Source organism: Nostoc sp. 'Peltigera membranacea cyanobiont' 213 (genome assembly GCF_002245975.1).
Lineage (GTDB): Bacteria > Cyanobacteriota > Cyanobacteriia > Cyanobacteriales > Nostocaceae > Nostoc.
In genome coordinates, this window is the sequence record NZ_NOLI01000153.1 from 1 (window position 1) to 18,293 (window position 18,293).

The 18,293-nt window shown below is 41.5% G+C and carries 20 protein-coding genes; 10 read left to right on the forward strand and 10 right to left on the reverse strand.

From position 1 onward, the window contains the following. The 6 genes from CDG77_RS36930 to CDG77_RS28580 all read left to right on the forward strand — a co-directional run. Window positions 1-197: hypothetical protein (locus tag CDG77_RS36930; protein WP_223270031.1), on the forward strand; the 197-nt coding region annotated here is incomplete at its 5' end. 63 nt (window positions 198-260) lie between these two features. Further along, the gene (cobM, locus tag CDG77_RS28560) at window positions 261-1,079 is read left to right on the forward strand and encodes a precorrin-4 C(11)-methyltransferase (protein WP_190234093.1); all 819 of its coding nucleotides are present in this window, start codon (window positions 261-263) and stop codon (window positions 1,077-1,079) included. A 22-nt stretch (window positions 1,080-1,101) separates the two neighbouring features. Next, window positions 1,102-1,518 (forward strand): hypothetical protein, encoded by a 417-nt coding sequence (locus CDG77_RS28565; protein ID WP_094332634.1) that lies wholly within the window; start codon window positions 1,102-1,104, stop codon window positions 1,516-1,518. A 113-nt stretch (window positions 1,519-1,631) separates the two neighbouring features. After that, window positions 1,632-1,985 (forward strand): phenylpyruvate tautomerase MIF-related protein, encoded by a 354-nt coding sequence (locus CDG77_RS28570; RefSeq protein WP_094332635.1) that lies wholly within the window; start codon window positions 1,632-1,634, stop codon window positions 1,983-1,985. A gap of 58 nt (window positions 1,986-2,043) precedes the next feature. Further along, entirely contained in the window at window positions 2,044-3,138 is a 1,095-nt protein-coding gene (gene rlmN, locus CDG77_RS28575; protein ID WP_094332636.1) for a 23S rRNA (adenine(2503)-C(2))-methyltransferase RlmN, read from the forward strand. A gap of 142 nt (window positions 3,139-3,280) precedes the next feature. Next, window positions 3,281-3,751, forward strand: a complete 471-nt coding sequence (locus tag CDG77_RS28580) for a hypothetical protein (RefSeq protein WP_094332637.1) — start codon at window positions 3,281-3,283, stop codon at window positions 3,749-3,751. An 83-nt stretch (window positions 3,752-3,834) separates the two neighbouring features. Here CDG77_RS28580 and CDG77_RS28585 read toward each other — a convergent pair whose 3' ends face one another. After that, on the reverse strand, window positions 3,835-4,014 hold the full coding sequence (locus CDG77_RS28585; protein ID WP_094332638.1) for a replication restart DNA helicase PriA: 180 nt from the start codon (window positions 4,012-4,014) through the stop codon (window positions 3,835-3,837). A 643-nt stretch (window positions 4,015-4,657) separates the two neighbouring features. Beyond that, on the reverse strand, window positions 4,658-6,535 hold the full coding sequence (gene uvrC, locus CDG77_RS28590; RefSeq protein ID WP_094332639.1) for an excinuclease ABC subunit UvrC: 1,878 nt from the start codon (window positions 6,533-6,535) through the stop codon (window positions 4,658-4,660). 642 nt (window positions 6,536-7,177) lie between these two features. Here uvrC and CDG77_RS28595 point away from each other — a divergent pair. Further along, window positions 7,178-7,357, forward strand: coding sequence for a hypothetical protein (locus CDG77_RS28595; protein ID WP_094332640.1), 180 nt, complete (start codon window positions 7,178-7,180; stop codon window positions 7,355-7,357). Between the two features lie 20 nt (window positions 7,358-7,377). Here CDG77_RS28595 and CDG77_RS28600 read toward each other — a convergent pair whose 3' ends face one another. The 7 genes from CDG77_RS28600 to CDG77_RS28630 form a co-directional block, all read right to left on the reverse strand. Further along, a complete protein-coding gene (locus CDG77_RS28600) occupies window positions 7,378-7,800 on the reverse strand; it encodes a response regulator (RefSeq protein WP_094332641.1) in 423 nt (140 codons plus the stop codon). A gap of 873 nt (window positions 7,801-8,673) precedes the next feature. Continuing rightward, window positions 8,674-9,726, reverse strand: a complete 1,053-nt coding sequence (locus tag CDG77_RS35830) for an NF038130 family PEP-CTERM protein (protein ID WP_143857109.1) — start codon at window positions 9,724-9,726, stop codon at window positions 8,674-8,676. A gap of 410 nt (window positions 9,727-10,136) precedes the next feature. Next, window positions 10,137-11,354 (reverse strand): LL-diaminopimelate aminotransferase, encoded by a 1,218-nt coding sequence (locus CDG77_RS28610; RefSeq protein ID WP_094332642.1) that lies wholly within the window; start codon window positions 11,352-11,354, stop codon window positions 10,137-10,139. 160 nt (window positions 11,355-11,514) lie between these two features. Next, the gene (locus CDG77_RS28615) at window positions 11,515-11,850 is read right to left on the reverse strand and encodes a thioredoxin family protein (RefSeq protein ID WP_094332643.1); all 336 of its coding nucleotides are present in this window, start codon (window positions 11,848-11,850) and stop codon (window positions 11,515-11,517) included. 287 nt (window positions 11,851-12,137) lie between these two features. After that, window positions 12,138-12,914: a PspA/IM30 family protein gene (locus tag CDG77_RS28620; RefSeq protein ID WP_094332644.1), complete on the reverse strand. Its 777-nt coding sequence runs from the start codon at window positions 12,912-12,914 to the stop codon at window positions 12,138-12,140. Window positions 12,915-13,076: 162 nt separating this feature from the next. Then, a complete protein-coding gene (locus tag CDG77_RS28625) occupies window positions 13,077-13,832 on the reverse strand; it encodes a PspA/IM30 family protein (RefSeq protein ID WP_094332645.1) in 756 nt (251 codons plus the stop codon). 105 nt (window positions 13,833-13,937) lie between these two features. After that, the gene (locus CDG77_RS28630) at window positions 13,938-15,305 is read right to left on the reverse strand and encodes a hypothetical protein (protein WP_094332646.1); all 1,368 of its coding nucleotides are present in this window, start codon (window positions 15,303-15,305) and stop codon (window positions 13,938-13,940) included. A 264-nt stretch (window positions 15,306-15,569) separates the two neighbouring features. Between CDG77_RS28630 and CDG77_RS28635 the strand changes: the two genes are divergently transcribed. Both CDG77_RS28635 and CDG77_RS28640 read left to right on the forward strand, forming a co-directional pair. Continuing rightward, window positions 15,570-16,109 carry a DUF721 domain-containing protein gene (locus CDG77_RS28635; RefSeq protein WP_094332647.1) on the forward strand — a complete coding sequence of 180 codons (540 nt, stop codon included), beginning with the start codon at window positions 15,570-15,572 and terminating at the stop codon, window positions 16,107-16,109. A gap of 469 nt (window positions 16,110-16,578) precedes the next feature. Continuing rightward, complete coding sequence (locus tag CDG77_RS28640; RefSeq protein ID WP_094332648.1) at window positions 16,579-16,896, forward strand: hypothetical protein; 318 nt, start codon at window positions 16,579-16,581, stop codon at window positions 16,894-16,896. Window positions 16,897-17,022: 126 nt separating this feature from the next. On the opposite strand, the gene menB is transcribed toward CDG77_RS28640, so the two are convergent. Next, the gene (menB, locus tag CDG77_RS28645; protein ID WP_094332649.1) at window positions 17,023-17,856 is read right to left on the reverse strand and encodes a 1,4-dihydroxy-2-naphthoyl-CoA synthase; all 834 of its coding nucleotides are present in this window, start codon (window positions 17,854-17,856) and stop codon (window positions 17,023-17,025) included. 141 nt (window positions 17,857-17,997) lie between these two features. Here menB and CDG77_RS28650 point away from each other — a divergent pair. Next, window positions 17,998-18,293: DUF2887 domain-containing protein (locus CDG77_RS28650; RefSeq protein ID WP_143857110.1), on the forward strand; the 296-nt coding region annotated here is incomplete at its 3' end.

An 18,293-nucleotide genomic window follows, 5' to 3' on the forward strand; every position in this document is an offset into this window, starting at 1 on the left:
GGGATGGGGGGGATGAGGAAGCAGGGGAGGCAGGGGAAGCAGGGGAAGCAGGGGAAGAAGAACTATTGATTATTACCCCATTCCCAATTTCCAATTCGCAATTCGCAATTCCCAATTCTCAATTACCAAAAATAAAAAATGCCCCAGAATATTTTCTAGGGCTTAACCAGGGTGCATCTACCATTACTCTCTACTAGAGAAAGAGGGAGAATCCGGAAAGATACTGAGAAAATATCAAAAAAGTTTTTTGAGGGATTGTCATGGGTTCTTCTAAAAGTGAATATACAGAAAACCTGAGTTATAAAAAAACACTATATGCCATAGAACCATCTGTGTATATTGTGGGAGCAGGCCCTGGAGATCCTGATTTATTGACGGTGAAGGCGCAGAAACTTCTGGCTGTTGCTGATGTGATTTTATTTGCTGATTCTCTAATACCCGAACAGATTTTAGAACTTTGCCGAGAAGATGCGGAAATAATTAGAACTGCGAATCAGACTTTAGAAGAGATTGTGCCGATTATGATTGATAGGGTGCGATCGCAACAAAAATCTCTAGTCCGTCTCCATTCTGGCGATCCTAGTCTCTACAGCGCCATCCACGAGCAAATGCACCTCCTCGCTGAGGCAAATATTCCTTTTGAAGTCATACCAGGTATCAGCGCTTTTCAAGCTGCGGCTGCCAAACTCAAAGTAGAACTAACTGTACCAGGTTTAGTCCAAACTATCATTTTGACCCGCATCAGTGGACGTACAGAAGTCCCCGCTACTGAAGAATTAGCTACTCTCGCGGCACATCAAGCTAGCCTCTGCCTATATCTCAGTGCGCGTCACGTCGAAAATGCCCAAGCTAAACTACTCGAACACTATTCAGCCGAAACCCCCATTGCAATTTGTTTTCGTATCGGATGGCCTGATGAGAAAATTAAGGTTGTCCCTCTGAATGAAATGGCGGAATGCACTCATAAAGAAAAACTAATTCGGACTACACTTTATATAATTAGTCCAGCCCTCTCGACAGCAAAAGGGCGATCGCGTTTATATCATCCCGAACATAGTCATCTATTTCGCTCAGAGTAGTCTAAGAAATATAGCAACAGAGATGTCAATACCGAAAAAAGGTACAAGAAAAATAATAGTTGATGGAGAACCATTCATCTGGCTAATCCGAAGACAAGCTACTAACTCTCAAGCAGACGATCCTGAAGGACATCTCCATGTTGCCGTAGAACACGCTACTGAGTCAGGCTCAGTATTAGTGGTTATTACTGATAGGTTTCATCCACAAGGGTACAGCCTCATTAATAGCGAACTAGTGCCAATACAACCTCAAGATGGATCGGGAGAGATTCGGGCTTGGAGTATTGAGCGGAGGTATGAAATAACCGCAGTAACACCAAAAGACGTAGCGTTATGGATAAAACAAGCTATGCAAATAGGATGGTTGCCTAGAAAGTCAGGTATAACCTTTGAGGTTAACGTTATTGGCAGTAGTATTAAAAAATCTATCTGCAACTAGGGAAAAAATACCCTTAAATTTTTATTAGCAAAAACTTTTAGCATATTAAACTGTACTCTACTTTTAGATAAACTTAACAGTGTGAATAAAATTCAAATTTCTAATTCAGTAATATGCCATTAATTAAAGTACAAACTTCTGTATCCGCTCCTGAAAAAGCCGAAATTGAGTCAATGCTTTTAAACCTATCAGCCAAGTTAGCAAAACATTTGGGAAAACCAGAATCCTATGTAATGACTGCTTTTGAGCCAGAAATCCCTATGACTTTTGCGGGGAATACAGACCCGGTTTGCTACATTGAAATTAAGAGCATTGGCACGATGAAACCAGAGCAAACCGCAGCGATGAGTCAAGACTTTTGCCAGCAAATTAACCAAACTCTAGGCGTGCCGAAAAATCGCATTTACATTGAGTTTGCAGACGCTAAGGGTGCAATGTGGGGCTGGAACGGCACAACCTTTGGTTAAGACTAACTCGATCTAGCAGGTGTAGGATAGAGATCCTACATCAACTCATGATTTTTTTATGTCTGCTACGCCTCTTGTCTCTCAGGTTGACTCACACAACCCAGAAAAATCAGAATTAATCCCTCCCCTTCTCGGTGCTTCTCTGGCGGAGTTAAGCGCTTGGGTGCAGCAACAAGGACAACCTGCTTACAGAGGAAAGCAACTGCATGAATGGATCTATGATAAGGGAGTGCGATCGCTAGCTGATATTTCTGTTTTCTCTAAGCAATGGCGTGCGGAAGTCGCAGAAATCCCCATTGGGCGCTCAATTTTACATTACCGCTCTGAGGCTCCTGATGGCACTGTCAAATATCTTTTACAATTAACAGACGGCCAAATTATTGAAACTGTTGGTATTCCCACCTTTGCAGAAAGGGGAGAAGGCCCAAAAGCCCGTCTGACAGTTTGCGTCTCTACTCAGGTGGGTTGCCCGATGGCGTGTGATTTCTGTGCTACTGGTAAGGGAGGCTATAAGCGCAACCTAGCACGGCATGAAATTATCGATCAAGTGTTAACTGTGCAAGAAGATTTTCAGCAACGAGTTAGCAATGTTGTGTTTATGGGACTAGGTGAACCGTTGTTGAATACTGAGAATGTCTTAGCAGCCCTGAAATCTCTAAATCAAGATATCGGTATAGGACAGCGATCGCTTACAGTTTCTACAGTGGGGATTCGCGATCGCATTCGTGAGTTCGCGCAAAATAATTTGCAAATCACTCTCGCGGTTAGTCTCCACGCACCCAACCAAGCACTACGAGAAAAACTCATCCCCAGCGCCCGCGCCTATCCTCTAGAAGATTTGTTGGCTGAATGCCGAGAATATGTAGAAATCACTGGACGGCGCGTTACCTTTGAATATGTTCTCCTGGCTGGTGTCAACGATTTACCAGAACACGCATTAGAACTTTCAAAATGTATGCGAGGATTTCAATGTCATGTGAATTTGATTCCTTACAACCCCATTCAAGAAGTAGACTATAAACGCCCCAACCGCGATCGCATTGAAGCATTTGTCAACGTCCTTAAGCAACAAAATACTGCTGTTAGTGTGCGTTATTCTCGTGGTTTAGAAGCCGATGCTGCTTGCGGACAATTAAGAGCAAGTAAGAATTAAACTTATTGCAATCAGTAAGTTTAATTACTTTGACCTTGCAGATATCTGGACGTTAATCGCAATTGCTGCAAAATAGACTGCGGTAAAAATTGTTATATTAAGGTTAAGCGATCGCTCAACCCAACCCATAGCAAATAACTGTATGTTGAATCGCCTATTGATGCTTAAACTGTGGCTACTAGTGATTGTTGTTGCAAAAACTTTGCTGATTAATTCTCCTGCTTATGGACAAATAATTCAGACAAATCCTCAGCAACCTGAGTCTTTTCAAGAAAGAATCAGACAACAACAAGAGGAGCAAAATCAGCAAACACAAGAAAAAATGAAGGAAACATGGCTACGGCTAAACCTTCAGGAACCACAACTACAACAACAGCAGAGAATACAACAGCAACAATTTAGACTACAACGGCAAGAAATGATCCGCCAGCAACAATTTAGACTACAACAGCAAGAAACTAGATTACAACAGCAAGAATTTTCACGACAGCAACAACTGAGAATACAAGATCAACAACTTAGACAAGATCAACAAATTAGACAACAGCAAGAGTTAAGATTACAAGAACAGAGACGACAGCAACAACTCAGACAACATAAGGGTAACTTGTAAAGTAAACTCTTCAAAATTTACGATCGTTAACTTTGATTATTAAAAATTAGAGAAAATATTTTCCAATTTTTAATTTCTATTATCTAGCGCTTTGCATAAATCCCAGGTGCATAAGCCTCGATGACTTTGCCCGTGCGGGTGCAACTAATCATCAAGTAGTCACAACTAGAGCATTGTGTGCGAGTCAATTGACTATCAGAAATATAATAACGTTCTGCTTGGCAGCCACAATTTGGGCAGTAAATCTTTTGTACTGTCTGCATTTTAAAACCCCTAGTTGTAAATCTTTTTTATTTGAGAAAACTGCTAGTTAAAGTAGCAATAATTTTGGTTTGACCCAACTTAACAAACAACCTTAATATTGGCTGATTATTTTAAACAAAATTTCATGTTTGAAAACTTTTCGATATCTTTGTACATTATCCTAGAATTTAAGCGATCTTACCCTCCTACTTTAGATACAGAAATTATTTTCTAATTAAATCCCGCTTAGATATTTACTGATCCCTATGATGAATGCCTTGAGAGAGCCTTATTTATAGTCATTTCTGACTAATACAAAAAAAGCTGTTCTTGTATTCAAAAATTAAAACCAATAAATTACTGTATCTTTAGTCACAAAATATTTATCTTAAGATTTAGTTAATATTTGCTGATAAGATTATGACGTTAAGTTCTAGTGAGATAATTTAACCAAAATTAGCATACTTACGAGATATCGTAAATTTACGGAATTTACCCATCTTAAATTTTCGCAGACAACCTTAACAGAATCCTCTGCAAGAGTGGAACTAATACGGTTCGGTTAAGGCAAGAGACGCGATAAATCGCCGTCTCTACAAAGGACTGATTATTGTAGAGACGGTGATTTATCGCGTCTTTGGATCTTATTTTCTATTAGTATTCTCAAGCAGGATGAAAATAATCGTAAATTTCTTGAGCCAAACGCGGCCCAATTCCTGGAACCTCAGCGAGTTGTGGGGTTGTAGCTTGGCGAATATAATCAACTGAACGAAAATGCCCTAGTAGCTGCTTTTGTCGATGATGTCCTAAGCCAGGAATTTCATCTAAACGCGATCGCTTTAATTTATCACTGCGCTGCTGACGATGGAAAGTCACCGCAAACCGATGCGCTTCATCCCGCAGGCGCCGCAACAACTGCACGCCTGGTTGTTCTGCATCAGTTGTCAAGGGTTTAGATTCACCCGGTAAAAAAATCTCTTCTCGCTGCTTGGCTAAACTCACAACTCGCAAGTCTTCTAATAAATTCATCTCTTGCAAAACCGCGATAACCGATGATAGCTGACCTTTACCGCCATCAATCATGATTAAATCAGGCCAGTCAAGATTACCCAAACGTGTTAGTTGCGGATCTTCCCCATACTTGCGGAAGCGTCGCCCAATAACTTCAGCAAGACTAGCAAAATCATCTGAATGTCCCGCCGTCACCGTGGGATTTTGAATTTTGTAGTGGCGATAATGCTGTTTGGCGGGTAAACCGTCGATAAACACGACTTGCGAAGCTACAGCATTTGACCCTTGAATGTGGGAAATATCATAACCTTCAATGCGATGAGGTACGTCTGGTAAATCGAGAATGGCTGCTAAATCTTGCATTGCTTGGTGATTGCGATCGCCAAATTTTTGCATTCTTTGCAATTCATACTGAGCATTTCGCTCTACCATCTCAATTAATTCTGCCTTAGTTTGCCGCAAAGGAGTCAAAATTGTGACTTTTTTACCTTTACGTTGAGTTAAGACATCCGCCAATATTTCCGCATCAGGTAAATCATGCTGTACCAGAATTTCTAAGGGTATTTCCACTGAGTCAGCAGTTTGGTAATGTTCCTCCAAAGCTCGTTGTAAAATAGCTCCTGGTTCTGCATGAGCATCCGCTACAAAGGCTAAACGCCCTACCAATTGCCCAGCCCGAATCTGGAATAGTTGAATACAAGCGTGTTCTTCGTTAGCTGCCAGTGCGATCGCATCCCGTGAAACTGTATCATCTGGTAAGGATACTTTTTGGTCAGCAGTCAGCGACTTTAGTCCAGAAATTTGATCGCGAATGCGTGCTGCTGACTCAAAATTTAAGTCCTCAGATGCTGCATTCATCTGTTGAGTCAAAATATCAATCAATTCCTGAGTTCGCCCTTGGAATACCATCGCTATCTTTTGGACAATTTTGCGATATTCTTCTGGTGAAGTCAGCTTTTGACACACACCCGGACAACGCCCTAAATCATAATTTAAGCACGGACGGTCTTTGAAAAGTGGTTGAGGTCGTTGTCTCTGGGGAAAAATGCGCTTGCAGATGCGGACAACTTCTCGCAATAAACCAGCATCAGTATAAGGCCCGTAAAATTTATCCTTTTCCTTACCAAATTGACGTTTACGGGTAATAAAAATTCGCGGATAATCTTCTGACCAAGTAATGCAGAGATAGGGATATTTTTTATCATCTTTGAGCAGCACGTTGAAGTATGGCTGGTGCTGCTTGATCAAGTTTGCTTCTAATGCTAAAGCTTCGGCTTCAGTATCAGTGACGATAAATTCAATTTCTGTCACCAACTTGACCATCGTGGCGATGCGTTCAGTCTTGTTATAGCCATCGCGGAAATAGGAACGAACACGCGATCGCAATTTTCGTGACTTACCTATATATATAATGCGATCGCTCTTATCGCGCATGAAATAAACTCCCGGTTCCGGCGGAATTTCGGCTAAACGATTTTCCAGTCGTTCCGGCTCTTTAACCAGTGGTAGTATTTGAGTAGATATTGTCACAACCAAATATTAGGTAATCTTTCTCTATTTTAAGAAAAATTGTTTTTTCGTGCCGATTTAATAGAGTAAATATAAAGTAAGTAGACTTTTATTCTCTAGATGCTTCTGCGGTTACTCTACGAATTCCTCAAGGGATTACCCACAGGGTGGCTTGGTTTGCGATCGAATAAGATATGGCGTAAATCCCTCTACCATCTGGATTAACAAGATTTGGGGCAAAGCCTTCTTAAAAAGGTAGGTAACTTTTGGCACAATTTACTAGATACTTTACAATAAGCATCGCAACTTTGTAGCAGTCAAGAGTTTATCTAGCCGTAGTTTTAGTTTTCATCTGCTACTGTCAGAATAAAAGTTTGGCTTTTTTAATTTATAATTAATATTTAAAAATCGAAGATAATTTATTCTTTCTTTGAAAATTTATTTTTGGATTTTAGTTAATTTTATTTATATATTTTTCATTATAAGTAATGAAAAATTCACCTTTTACTTATATAAACATTAGAGAAATAAATTATTATCAAAGAATAGTTTAGATTTTTAATTTAACTATAATATTAAGCGGTTTAACGGATTTAGTAAGTTAATTTTACGAATATCATTGGAAATATAGTCATTACAATAATTTCCAAAAAGAGCTTAACTATGAACCTACAAGACTTTGAAGCCCAGTACCGAGAAGCTATGGCTGAAACGCTCAATGAACTTCAAACCGCAGTTTTGCTATTAGCACAAGTACAAAATAAAATTTTAAAAATTGGCACTTCTGTACAAAATATTAGTGAGCGAGTTGAAGAGTTCATTGAAGACCAAAAAGCTGAATAAATGTATGCCCAGCAAAAATTTTATCTTTGCTCAAAAGCCAACTCTTCTTCAATTGTAAGTATAAGATCCTTGAGTTTTAAAGGTTTGACAAAATATCGACGTGCGCCCAAACTCAGAGCGAGTTCTCGATCTGCTTTAAAAGCAAAAGCTGAAACCACAACGATCGGTATTTTAGATAAATCAGGTTTTTGCTGTACTTGTTTTAAGAGCGAATAACCGTCAATATCTGGCAACTTCAAGTCTAATAACATTAAATCTGGCTGAAATTTATCTATAGTTGAGAAAAAAGCAGATCCTTCAGATAAACTTTGGACATCATACCCACAGTAACTTAGATAGTCACTCAGCAACAACCTATTGAGATAATGGTCTTCAACTAGCAAAATTCGTCTAACTTGCTGCGAACGCAATGGCTGATCTACATTGAATAATTGTGCTGTCATTGCTACCTATTATCTGATTATCTTAAGTAAAAGGCAACGATTATTATCATGAAATATAACAGTAGTACATTTAAACGGCAAAACCAATAAGGGCTTAACTTCCATAATCTAGTCAAAGATATTAATAAATTAAATTTAGCTGCACTACAGTACTTAATAATAGTATGTTTAAATGTGACACCAATCAAATATTAATCTTTTCTTTACTAGCTTTTTACAATTTATAGTATTACATAAACAAATTATATTTCAAAAGTGAACTGACTAATCTTTTTGAGTGAAATTACTTAAGTAATACTACAAGTAATATTAGGCTAATTGCCCTTCATAGAAAAGTTTTCACCTGGATTTGAAGGTAAGTAATACTATTTCATGAAATTGATGTTACATAATCCGTTGATGTGGCAACAGATATATAGACCCTTACAAACGATTCATTTTATGTAACTATTATGGTGCGTTTCGCTACCCCACGGGGGGGCTAATACACACCCTGCTTGTATTTCAAAAATTAAATATGAGTTCTACATATAAATCTGCTTTGATTTATGAACTTATTTGCGTGGTGAAGCAGTAAAGAGGTAAGAGGAAAGGGGGAAAAAGCTCTTTGAGTTGTACTGAATTTTTTCAAAAATCAAATATGATTCCTATATATAACTCATATTTGATTCTTGAAAAATATAAGTATCTGTAGGGTGCATTAGACGGAACGTCGTAACGCACCATCAGCTTCGGATGCTGCCGTACTCTCAGCGCTAACGCACCCTACGTATATTTGAGAAATCAAACCGAATTCCTATAGCTGTAAGGAAATATTCATAAAAAAGGGAGCTGTTAGCTCCCTTACTGATTTGTCGTTTTGAACCCGCAATCTTAAATAGATGCTTTTTTAAATTTGCGTTGGGTAGCAAACACACCAGCAACACCCAACAGACCAAGCATTACTGATGGTTCTGGGACTGATTTTAAAGGAGGCGTGGGAGGGATATATAGGGGTGTGTTCCAAGTGTAATAAGCGCTGTAAGATATGCCGTCATCAGAGGCTGTAATTCCAGATGCAGTGGGGTTAAAGCTATAAGCGTAGGAGGTTTTACCACCAGTAACTACCTTGGCAATTTCACTAGCTCCGATTTCACCTTGGTAGGTCTTTAATGTCGCTTGTAGGCTGAGTACATCTTTGAATGATGTCAGTTGAGCTATTTGAGTTGATAGCGCTGCCTTCTTAGAAGCAGGGGTTAGAGGCGAGTTAAACGTTAGTTGAAGTGTTGAAATCTGAGTTTGAACTTCTAAAGTGGTTGGTAGATCTGTTTTAATTAGTGGAAATAGTAATTTCACTCCTGGAGTTGTTCCCACTCCATTCCATGCGTCTTTAAGTTTAGTAGAAAGTGTATCTGAGAGTTTGGTCTTGACATCTAAGTGACCAACCAATGTCAGTTCTACACCGCCATTTTGACCGAATTGGAAGCTACCAATGTTAGGATCTCCCATTCCCAATAAAGGAAAATAACTCGCTACTAATGATTGGGTACTCGCTGAAAACCCATTCCACACTGTCTTGAATGGAGTATAGGTATTCAACAAATCACCCAGCCATTGCGAACCAAAAGAATTCCAATCATTAGCAGTAACACTGCTAACGGTAGCACTGTAGTTTCCTTCTGTGGCAGTGAAGCCAACGTTAGAAGTTGGGTTTTCGTCACTATACCAAAGCTCCACGTTAGAGGAAGGATTAGCATCACTCAGGGCTTTGGAGGCAGCTACAGTATCATTTGCAATAAATTTACCATTAGAACCACCAGTATAAGTTTTAATTTCATTTGAGTTATTGAAACTAAAAGATGTAGCGTGTGCTGGAGCAGTAGCGAGAGCGCTCACACCAATAGCCATTGAGGCACCAATTACAAGTTTCTGAAAAGTCATTTTCATTTTTTCAAGTCTCTGTCAATTTGGAAGTTAAGTTTTAAACTATTGCCGTTTATAGGCTTGGGCTGTCATTGACTACAGGCTTTTTGGCAATACGGCGGCTTGAAAACGCGACCTGCATTGTTAGCCATCTTTGGTAGCTGAACGCACAAACCCAGTTTAAGAAATGGAGAGACCTGATTGGGTGAAGTTCCTTCCGATTATCAGTAAAAGTATGACGAATATTTTTATATTTTTGTAAGTTTAATTACTTAAATTGTTGTATTATACTTGTCCTAAATAGTACAATAGAAGATTTTTAAGTCCAGTATAATACGGTCATTGATAGGGGCGCACGGCTGTGCGCCTTTGCTGCGCCTTCCATCCATAGACTTTGGCGCTAAAAATCGTTGGCGTTCAGCTTGAGAAGAAATTCAATGAAGGAACTGGGCAATTCTTTCCACAGCAGTTTCTAACAAAGGTGGCTCATGCACCAAGGCAAAGCGGACATACCCTTCACCGAATTTGCCAAAGCCAGCGCCTGGGGAAGCCGCTACACCAGTTTGTTTGACTAACTGGGTACAAAATTCTATGGAGTTTTGACTCCAAGGTGAAGGTAATTTTGCCCAGATATACATTGTGGCTTTGGGAGTAGGAACATTCCAGCCAATGCGGTGTAAAGCAGTAATGAAAGCATCACGGCGCTGCTGGAAGGTAGAAACAGCAGATTTTACCCCAGCTTGAGGGCCAGTTAGGGCTGCGATCGCACCATTCAAGATTCCTCGATACTGATTAAAATCAACGGCAGCTTTTACTTGACGTAAGGCATTAATTAACTCAGCATTACCAATTGCGTAGCCAATACGGAAGCCGCCCATATTGTAGGACTTGGAAAGGGTGAAAAATTCAATCGAGACACTTTTCTCTGGATCGGCTTGCAAAATCGAGGGGACTAGGGATTGGGTATTGGGTATTGGGGATTGGGAAGAGTTCATTGCCCAGTCCCCAGTTTCCTCAAATACTAAATCTACATAAGGGAAATCGTGAACCAGGGCGAGATTGTGTTGTTGACAGAAGGCGACAGCTTCTTGGAAGAAAGAGAAAGGAGCGATCGCGGAAGTGGGATTGTGAGGATAACTTAATACCATCATCCGCGACTGAGCTAAGACTGGGGCGGGAATATCAGCAAACACTGGTAAAAAAGCGTTTTCTGCCCGTAATGGCATCGGGTAGATTTGACCGCTAGCTAGGTAGACTCCCCCGGCATGAGAGGGATAACCTGGATCGAGCAACAGGGCAAAATCTCCTGGATTGAGCAATGCTAGAGGTAAATGGGCTGTACCTTCTTGAGAACCAATCAGAGGCAGTACCTCAGTTTGGGGATCTACCTTGATACCAAATTTTTGTTCGTACCAGTTGGCTGCGGCTTCACGAAACCCAAGAGTACCGTTAAACAACAGATAGCCGTGGGTACTGCGATCGTGGAGAGATTGGGCGATCGCCTCAATGACGTGCGCCTCAGCTGGTAAATCAGAAGACCCCAACGACAAATCAATTACTTGTTGTCCAGCAGCCAAAGCGATCGCCTTGGCTCTGTCCATATCAGCAAATACATTAGATTGCAGGGGTTGTAAACGCTTTGCAAATTGCATGTTAGTCATTTGTCATTTGTCCTTTGTCATTTGTCCTTTGTCCTTTGTCATTTGACCAATAAAACTCTTGCAGAGGCTGCGCCCAAAGCGTAGCTATGCCGCAGGCTTTACGGCAACGCTCAGTACAAGTGACCAATGACCAATGACCAATGACCAATGACTAATTACTATTTAAGTGCGTATCTAAGAGTTCGAGTAATTTATCTTTACCGATGACTCCCTCTGTTGATATCAAAACTTCCTGGCCTTGAAATAGTCTGATGGCGGGGACACCTTCCACTTGGTACTGCTTAACAGTGAGTGGATTGGGGTCAATTTCCATTTTCACGACTTTGAGGCGATCGCTATATTGGCTAGCAGCTGAACTAATCAGGGGCGACATCAATTGACAAGGCCCACACCAGGAAGCCCAAAAGTAAACTAATACAGGCTGTTCAGCTTTTAACACTTCTGTTTCAAACTCAGCATCGGTTATGGTGATTACAGCCTTACTCATTGCAGTCTCCATCAGGTGGCGATCGAAGTTGACACACACAATACTTTATCCCAAAGTAGTCAATAGTCCATAATCAATAATTCATAGTTATTAGGACTGTGAATTTTAGATTTTAGATTTTAGATTTTTTGATTCCTACCCGTAGCCCGGACTTCGCCCCGCTACGTTCGCAAAGCGTCTCGCAGAGAAGACAGTAGTCTCTTTCAATCTAAAATTGCTTGACTAATGATGTAAAATCCCACGCCTGCTGGCTGTGGGACTAGCTCAAATAAGTTTTCTGGCAATTTTTATAGTTGATCCAATTGCTTGCGTAAAGAATCCAACTCAGCATCAACCACTTCATTAGACTTAGCAGGAGTGGTTTCTTGTTGCGGTGGCAGTTGGGCTTGAGTTACTGGAGTAGCAGGTGGTAGCATTTGCGCTTTCAACGCTGCCAATTCATCATCAACATCGCTACTACCTTCCAACTGAGCAAATTGGCTTTCTAAATCAGCACCTGCTAATTCTCCAGCTGACTGGGCCCGGGCTTCTTGCATCAAGACTTTTTCTTCCATCCGCTCGAAGGCAGACATTGCACTGCTGGTATTCATCCCACTTACCATGTTTTGCAGTTGCTCTTGGGCTTTCGCAGTGGTGATTCTAGCCCTGAGCATTTCTTTCTTGGTTTTCGCCTCAGAAATCTTGCTTTCAAGCTGGATTAAGTTGCGTTTGAGGGTTTCAACTTGAGTGCTTTGGGTATCTAAACTAGCTTTGAGGGCAGCGCTAGTATCCGTATAAGTTTTCTTGCGCTCTAGGGCTTGTCGTGCTAAGTTCTCATCACCTTTTTGTAGGGCTAGTTGAGCATTGCGTTGCCACTTATTGATTTCATTTTGGGCATCATTATACTGTTTCTCGCTGCGTTTTTGGGCGGCGATCGCTTGGGCTACTCCCTGACGCAGCTGCACCAAGTCTTCCTGCATTTCCAGGATGGCTTGTTCTAGCATTTTTTCGGGGTCTTCGGCTTTGTTAACCAGGTCGTTGAGGTTAGAACTAACTACTCGCTTAATGCGATCGAATAATCCCATAACTTTGTTTTTCCTTGTTTGGTTTACGCTTTTTGTTGGACAGTTAGCTTTTTTACTTTTTAATAGCTACCTATTTCAATGTAATCTTTCCGGCTGGAATCAGTACGTTCTAACAACTCTTAATTGTTAAGATATCTACAAAGTGGAGTAATTAGCCGAACTTCAAGAGTCTTGAGTTTTGGGTAACTGCTGTTGGAGAGGCTGAACTTTGTTTTGGTTCTCCTCGGTAAGGAGACTGTGGTGCTGCGTGTTTTCTGGGTGATTTAAAACCTGTACCTTCATCGCGGCTAATTCGGCATCCACATTATTAATAGATTCCAAGGAAGTAAATTGTGTTTCCAAGTCGTCGCTACCGAGTTGAGTTATTGCAACTGAATGAGCTTCTATTTGCAAAACTTTTTCTTCCATGCGCTCAAAGGCACTCAGACTACTAGTGGCAGAAACTCCGCCAAGCATTTCCTGGAGGCGATAAGACGCTTCAGCAGAACGGGCGCGAGCAATATACATATCTTTTTTTGTTTTCGCCTCGGAAATTTTTAACTCTAGCGATCGCATATCTTTTTTTAGCCTAGCGACTATATCGTTTTGCTGCTCTATCTGAGAAAAGAGAGCTGTAGTAGTTTCTTTATAAGCTTGGCGTTTAGTCAAAGCTTCGCGGGCTAGAGGTTCATTGCCTTGTTGTAAGGCCAATTGGGCGCGGCGATACCATTCTTCTGTTTGAGACTGGGCAGCCGCAGCCTGTCGTTCAGTACGTTTTTGGGTAGCGATCGCTTGTGCTACACCCTGCCGCAACCGCACCAGATTTTCCTGCATTTCCAGGACAGTTTGCTCTAGAATCTTTTCTGGATCTTCTGCACCCCCAATCGAACTATTGAGATTAGCGCGAATCACCCGCAAGATTCGCTTGATTAATTCCATATCGGCTCTCCATTCACGAAACTCAATACTGAGTGCTGTTAGCGGTAGCGGGGCGTTCAGCCCGTGCTGTTATCTCATGGTATCGTAGATTTTTACAACTTATGGCTACTGAACCCGTGCCTTAATTCCCTTTGTTTGTAATAATTGCATCTGTTTTTGTACTTGCTCTTTGGTCTTAAAAGCACCGAGATAAATCAATTCTTTGTTAGGTGATAAATAAGCATCGGGAATTACTTCTCGTGCTGAGGCAAAAGCCGCACCTTTATTGTCTATCACTACATGATAAAACCCATCTGTTGCTGGTTTGATTTCTGCATTCGGCTTTGGTGAGGTTGCGATTGACTTGGGCGAGGTTTTTGCCGTTGAAATGGGAGGCAAATTCTTCAGGGGAGGTAAGGGCTGTACCATCGGTACTGGTGCTAAAGCGATCGGATTTGTCGGTTTTAGGGCTGTGTTGCTTTGAGGCAATGTCCCTTGAGAATTTACGGGGTTTTGGCGAACAACTGGATTAGGTACTACTGCGAGGGTTGGTTGGACTTTAGGTTGTAAGCCAACTACATCATTAGGATCTCTCACATCAGGAAACTCTTGGGCAGCTAAATTGGGATACTTGGGTATAGATGTGCTTGGCGGCTGGATCTTAGGTTGGACATTACTTCCAACTTCCTCAGTATTTTCTGGCGCGGGAGATGAGTTGCCGTTAAACAATTTGCCTAAATTCCATTGTGGTAAGCCTTTGGGATTGAACACTACATAACCCAAGGTAAGACTTGCTACTAGTAGTAGCAACATTGAGCCGATACCCAAAGGTGATAGCAGACTGTCGCTAGAATTGCTTGGCTTCTTGGTTTCTGGTTGTTCTTCTGTCAGACTTCGCAGCAGTGCTTCACTAGATTCTAAATAGTCATCTGGGTGCTTAGGGGTGTCATCGGACTGCAAGAGATTTTCGCTCTTAGGATCTTTAACGATTGCTGGCACAATGCTGCTACTAAAGTTGGGCGGGGGCGGCGGAAGTTGAGTTTGGATTTTAGCAAAATCGGGGGTGGAGGGCACATTGAGATTATTTAGTTCTTCGGTATTTGCAGTAGGTGGCGCTGGGTTCTTTTGAGAATTCACAGCCAAAGCTACAGAAGACACTGGTGGTACGTCAATTTTTGCCGTAACTGGCGCTGGGGTTCCCTGATGATTCACGGGTACAGATGCAGGGGGCACGTTGGGTTTAATTTCTGTTGTTGATGACTGAGTTGTGCCCAATGTTGTCAGAATGGCAGTCAAGGGTTGGGCTTGACTGCTCATGTAACTAGCAATACGGCGCTGGTTCGATGACACCAAACCATTTCGGGTGCGTCGGTACCGAGCTAACTCTTGATCTAGCGGCACCTCTAAACTAGCTAGTGCTGCTGCTAGTGCTGGTTTCAACCCAGGTGTTTTAGACGATTGAGTACCGGAATCGTTCAGGGGGTTTTGAGTCATTGCCTCTGTGCCTCAAACGGAGATTGCTGAAATTAACTTTAGATATATTTCTGACAATAGTAGCGAAAATTATATAAATAAATAGATTGGGAGGGGATTGGGGAAAGAGAGATTTTCAGGTTTTGTTGTGAACGATAGTTCGTGGGAGTCTATCTTGGAAATAGAGTATGGGGCAGTGAGTGTAGTAGGGGGAAAACTCCTCACTTCTCATTCCTCACTTCTCACGGGCTAAACGCCCCGCTACCGCTAACAGCACTTTGAATAATGTCGTTGAAATCAATTCATGATATTTTAGGCGTTCTAGAAAAGCAGGCTAAATGGCAGGAGCAACCATTTCAATACTTACTAAAGTGTTGGGCAGAAGTTGTTGGGCCAGGGGTTGCTGCAAATACTCGACCATTATCGATTCAGCGCGATGTTTTGTCGGTAGCAACTTCTAGTGCTGCTTGGGCGCAAAACCTGACTTTTGGTCGCACGTCTCTGCTTTTAAAGTTGAATAAAAAGCTGCCAACGCCTTTGGTTGATATTCGCTTCTCTACTGCTAGCTGGCAGAATCAATCTGTGGAGAGAAAACAGCAACAAACGGTTTCGCCCCACGAGCATCCCAGTTACCTTGCTGATGAGATTAGCCTTCCTGATGTTACACCCACCAAGGATGTAAATGCTGCCTTTGGGCATTGGACGAAGATTATGCGATCGCGATCGCATGGCTTACCCCTTTGTCCTCAATGTGAATCTCCCACCCCACCCGGCGAACTCCAGCGCTGGGCAGTCTGTTCTATCTGTGCTGCTAAACAGTTTTAAAGAGAGTCAGTTCTGACTTCAATTGACAGCAAAATAGTTTAGCGATTATTCGTTGAGTAGAATTTTTCCTCAAGTAATTTGCTTCTGCCATATATAAAAGTTCTAATTATTGAGAAAATAATGTGTTTTATGGCTAAAATATGTCGAGTGTGGTAATGAAAGCAGACTATTTATCTGGAATTATATGCCTTAATCTATCCTTAAGGAGGAAGTTAAAAGGCTAGATAAATCAAAAGCTTTAGTTTTACTCTTGATCCCTAATAAGTTTTAGCTAAAATCTATAGGTAAGCACTCTCCGAATTATTTAAAAATATAACAAGATTATAAAAACATCCTAAAGTTTAGTTTTTCGTTGGGATCGCTGAAACCTATGAAGAATAATGACTTTTTGGCTTTTATCCGTCTTTATATATAGAAGCAAAATATAAGCATGAAATTCAGCCAGAAACGGCACTAAAGATGAACCCAAATGAAACCTATTAAATTTTTAGCATCTGCCTGTAGATATTGCCGTCATTACCAACCAGAGGGTCGCCGTGGCGGAGTGTGCCAGCAATTGGGAGCGCCAGTTCAAGCAACTTGGAAGGCTTGCTCTTTGGCGCTTCCACCTTTTGCACCTTCTTGGGAAACCTTGGAAGATGCCTGGACTTTGCCAGATGCAGCACCAGTTTTAGCTTGTTCTCATTCTGTAGCCTCAGATTTAGATAATGCTACTCTTACCTCCATAGAAGAAATAACTGCCTCTATATATTCTGAAGAGGCTAAGACTGAAGCAGTGTTTATTTAGTTATCCATTATTACTGAACTAATTTTGTAGTTTGTTTAAGATAAGATTCGTTTTTAAGATATTTAGTGCTTTAAATTTGACATGTATAAAAATCGCACCTCAAAAAAGGGTGCGATTTTTGCAATTTTAAGGTAGCCAAGGAAAAGAGCGAAAATCTGGTGGACGCTTTTCGAGAAAGGCTTGTTTGCCTTCAGACCCTTCTTCTGTCATGTAATAGAGTAGGGTGGCATTGCCAGCGAGTTCTTGTAAACCCGCTTGTCCGTCACAATCAGCATTGAAGGCGGCTTTAAGACACCGAATTGCGATCGGACTTTTTTCTAAAATTTCCTGCGCCCATTGAATACCTTCCGCTTCTAGTTGTTCGATTGGGACGACGCAATTAATTAAGCCCATTTCTAGAGCTTGTTGTGCATTATATTGGCGGCAGAGAAACCAAATTTCTCTAGCCTTTTTTTGTCCCACGATGCGGGCGAGATAGCTGGCTCCAAAACCACCGTCAAAACTGCCGACTTTCGGGCCAGTCTGTCCAAAAATGGCATTATCGGCGGCGATGGTAAGGTCGCAAATTAACTGTAGGACATGTCCACCACCGATCGCATATCCCGCTACTAAAGCAATCACCACTTTCGGCATGGAACGAATTAGGCGTTGTAAGTCCAGCACATTCAAGCGAGGGATGCCAGTATCGTCTACATAACCCGCATGTCCCCGCACACTTTGATCGCCACCAGAACAGAAGGCATATTTGCCATCAGTGTGTGGGCCATAGCCTGTAAATAGGACAACACCAATAGTAATATCTTCACGAGCATTACAGAAAGCGTCGTACAGTTCAAAGACTGTTTCAGGACGGAAAGCATTGCGTTTATGGGGACGGTTGATGGTGATTTTCGCAATGCCATCAGTTTTTTGATACAGAATATCTTCGTAGGTTTTGGCAGTTTCCCAGTTAATTTGCATTGGTATGGAGTGCGCTGTTGTGCTTGAGAATTTTATCGCGGACGTGGGGACATGCGATACCTGCGGTGGGCTACGCCTACGCTAAAATTGTTGTCTCAAGCCTTTACAATCTGGTAATTGTCTGGGTGTTGAGGAATAAAAATGCGACGTGACACCATCTTCTACAAATTATTTAAGCAATTTCCCGGTTTGCTGTTTGAATTAGTAGATGAACCACCTCCAGAAGCGGAAAACTACCAGTTTGAATCGGTTGAAGTCAAAGAAACAGCGTTTCGGATTGATGGAGTGTTTTTACCTCCTGCTGATGCAGTTTCCAAAACCGTCTTTTTTGCAGAAGTACAGTTTCAGAAGGACGAAGATTTATATCACCGCTTCTTTAGTGAGTTGTTTTTGTTTCTCTACCGCAACTCGATTCGTTACGATGACTGGTTTGGAGT

What these genes read in the sequence shown, in the direction of transcription:
- CDG77_RS28635 (WP_094332647.1), top strand. Translation starts at nt 15,570, where the DNA reads ATGTCGTTGAAATCAATTCATGATATTTTAGGCGTTCTAGAAAAGCAG.
- CDG77_RS28630 (WP_094332646.1), bottom strand. Translation starts at nt 15,305, where the DNA reads ATGACTCAAAACCCCCTGAACGATTCCGGTACTCAATCGTCTAAAACA.
- CDG77_RS28570 (WP_094332635.1), top strand. Translation starts at nt 1,632, where the DNA reads ATGCCATTAATTAAAGTACAAACTTCTGTATCCGCTCCTGAAAAAGCC.
- cobM (WP_190234093.1), top strand. Translation starts at nt 261, where the DNA reads ATGGGTTCTTCTAAAAGTGAATATACAGAAAACCTGAGTTATAAAAAA.
- menB (WP_094332649.1), bottom strand. Translation starts at nt 17,856, where the DNA reads ATGCAAATTAACTGGGAAACTGCCAAAACCTACGAAGATATTCTGTAT.
- CDG77_RS28600 (WP_094332641.1), bottom strand. Translation starts at nt 7,800, where the DNA reads ATGACAGCACAATTATTCAATGTAGATCAGCCATTGCGTTCGCAGCAA.
- CDG77_RS28640 (WP_094332648.1), top strand. Translation starts at nt 16,579, where the DNA reads ATGAAACCTATTAAATTTTTAGCATCTGCCTGTAGATATTGCCGTCAT.
- CDG77_RS28565 (WP_094332634.1), top strand. Translation starts at nt 1,102, where the DNA reads ATGTCAATACCGAAAAAAGGTACAAGAAAAATAATAGTTGATGGAGAA.
- CDG77_RS35830 (WP_143857109.1), bottom strand. Translation starts at nt 9,726, where the DNA reads ATGAAAATGACTTTTCAGAAACTTGTAATTGGTGCCTCAATGGCTATT.
- CDG77_RS28620 (WP_094332644.1), bottom strand. Translation starts at nt 12,914, where the DNA reads ATGGGATTATTCGATCGCATTAAGCGAGTAGTTAGTTCTAACCTCAAC.
- rlmN (WP_094332636.1), top strand. Translation starts at nt 2,044, where the DNA reads ATGTCTGCTACGCCTCTTGTCTCTCAGGTTGACTCACACAACCCAGAA.
- CDG77_RS28580 (WP_094332637.1), top strand. Translation starts at nt 3,281, where the DNA reads ATGTTGAATCGCCTATTGATGCTTAAACTGTGGCTACTAGTGATTGTT.
- CDG77_RS28625 (WP_094332645.1), bottom strand. Translation starts at nt 13,832, where the DNA reads ATGGAATTAATCAAGCGAATCTTGCGGGTGATTCGCGCTAATCTCAAT.
- CDG77_RS28595 (WP_094332640.1), top strand. Translation starts at nt 7,178, where the DNA reads ATGAACCTACAAGACTTTGAAGCCCAGTACCGAGAAGCTATGGCTGAA.
- CDG77_RS28585 (WP_094332638.1), bottom strand. Translation starts at nt 4,014, where the DNA reads ATGCAGACAGTACAAAAGATTTACTGCCCAAATTGTGGCTGCCAAGCA.
- CDG77_RS28610 (WP_094332642.1), bottom strand. Translation starts at nt 11,354, where the DNA reads ATGCAATTTGCAAAGCGTTTACAACCCCTGCAATCTAATGTATTTGCT.
- CDG77_RS28615 (WP_094332643.1), bottom strand. Translation starts at nt 11,850, where the DNA reads ATGAGTAAGGCTGTAATCACCATAACCGATGCTGAGTTTGAAACAGAA.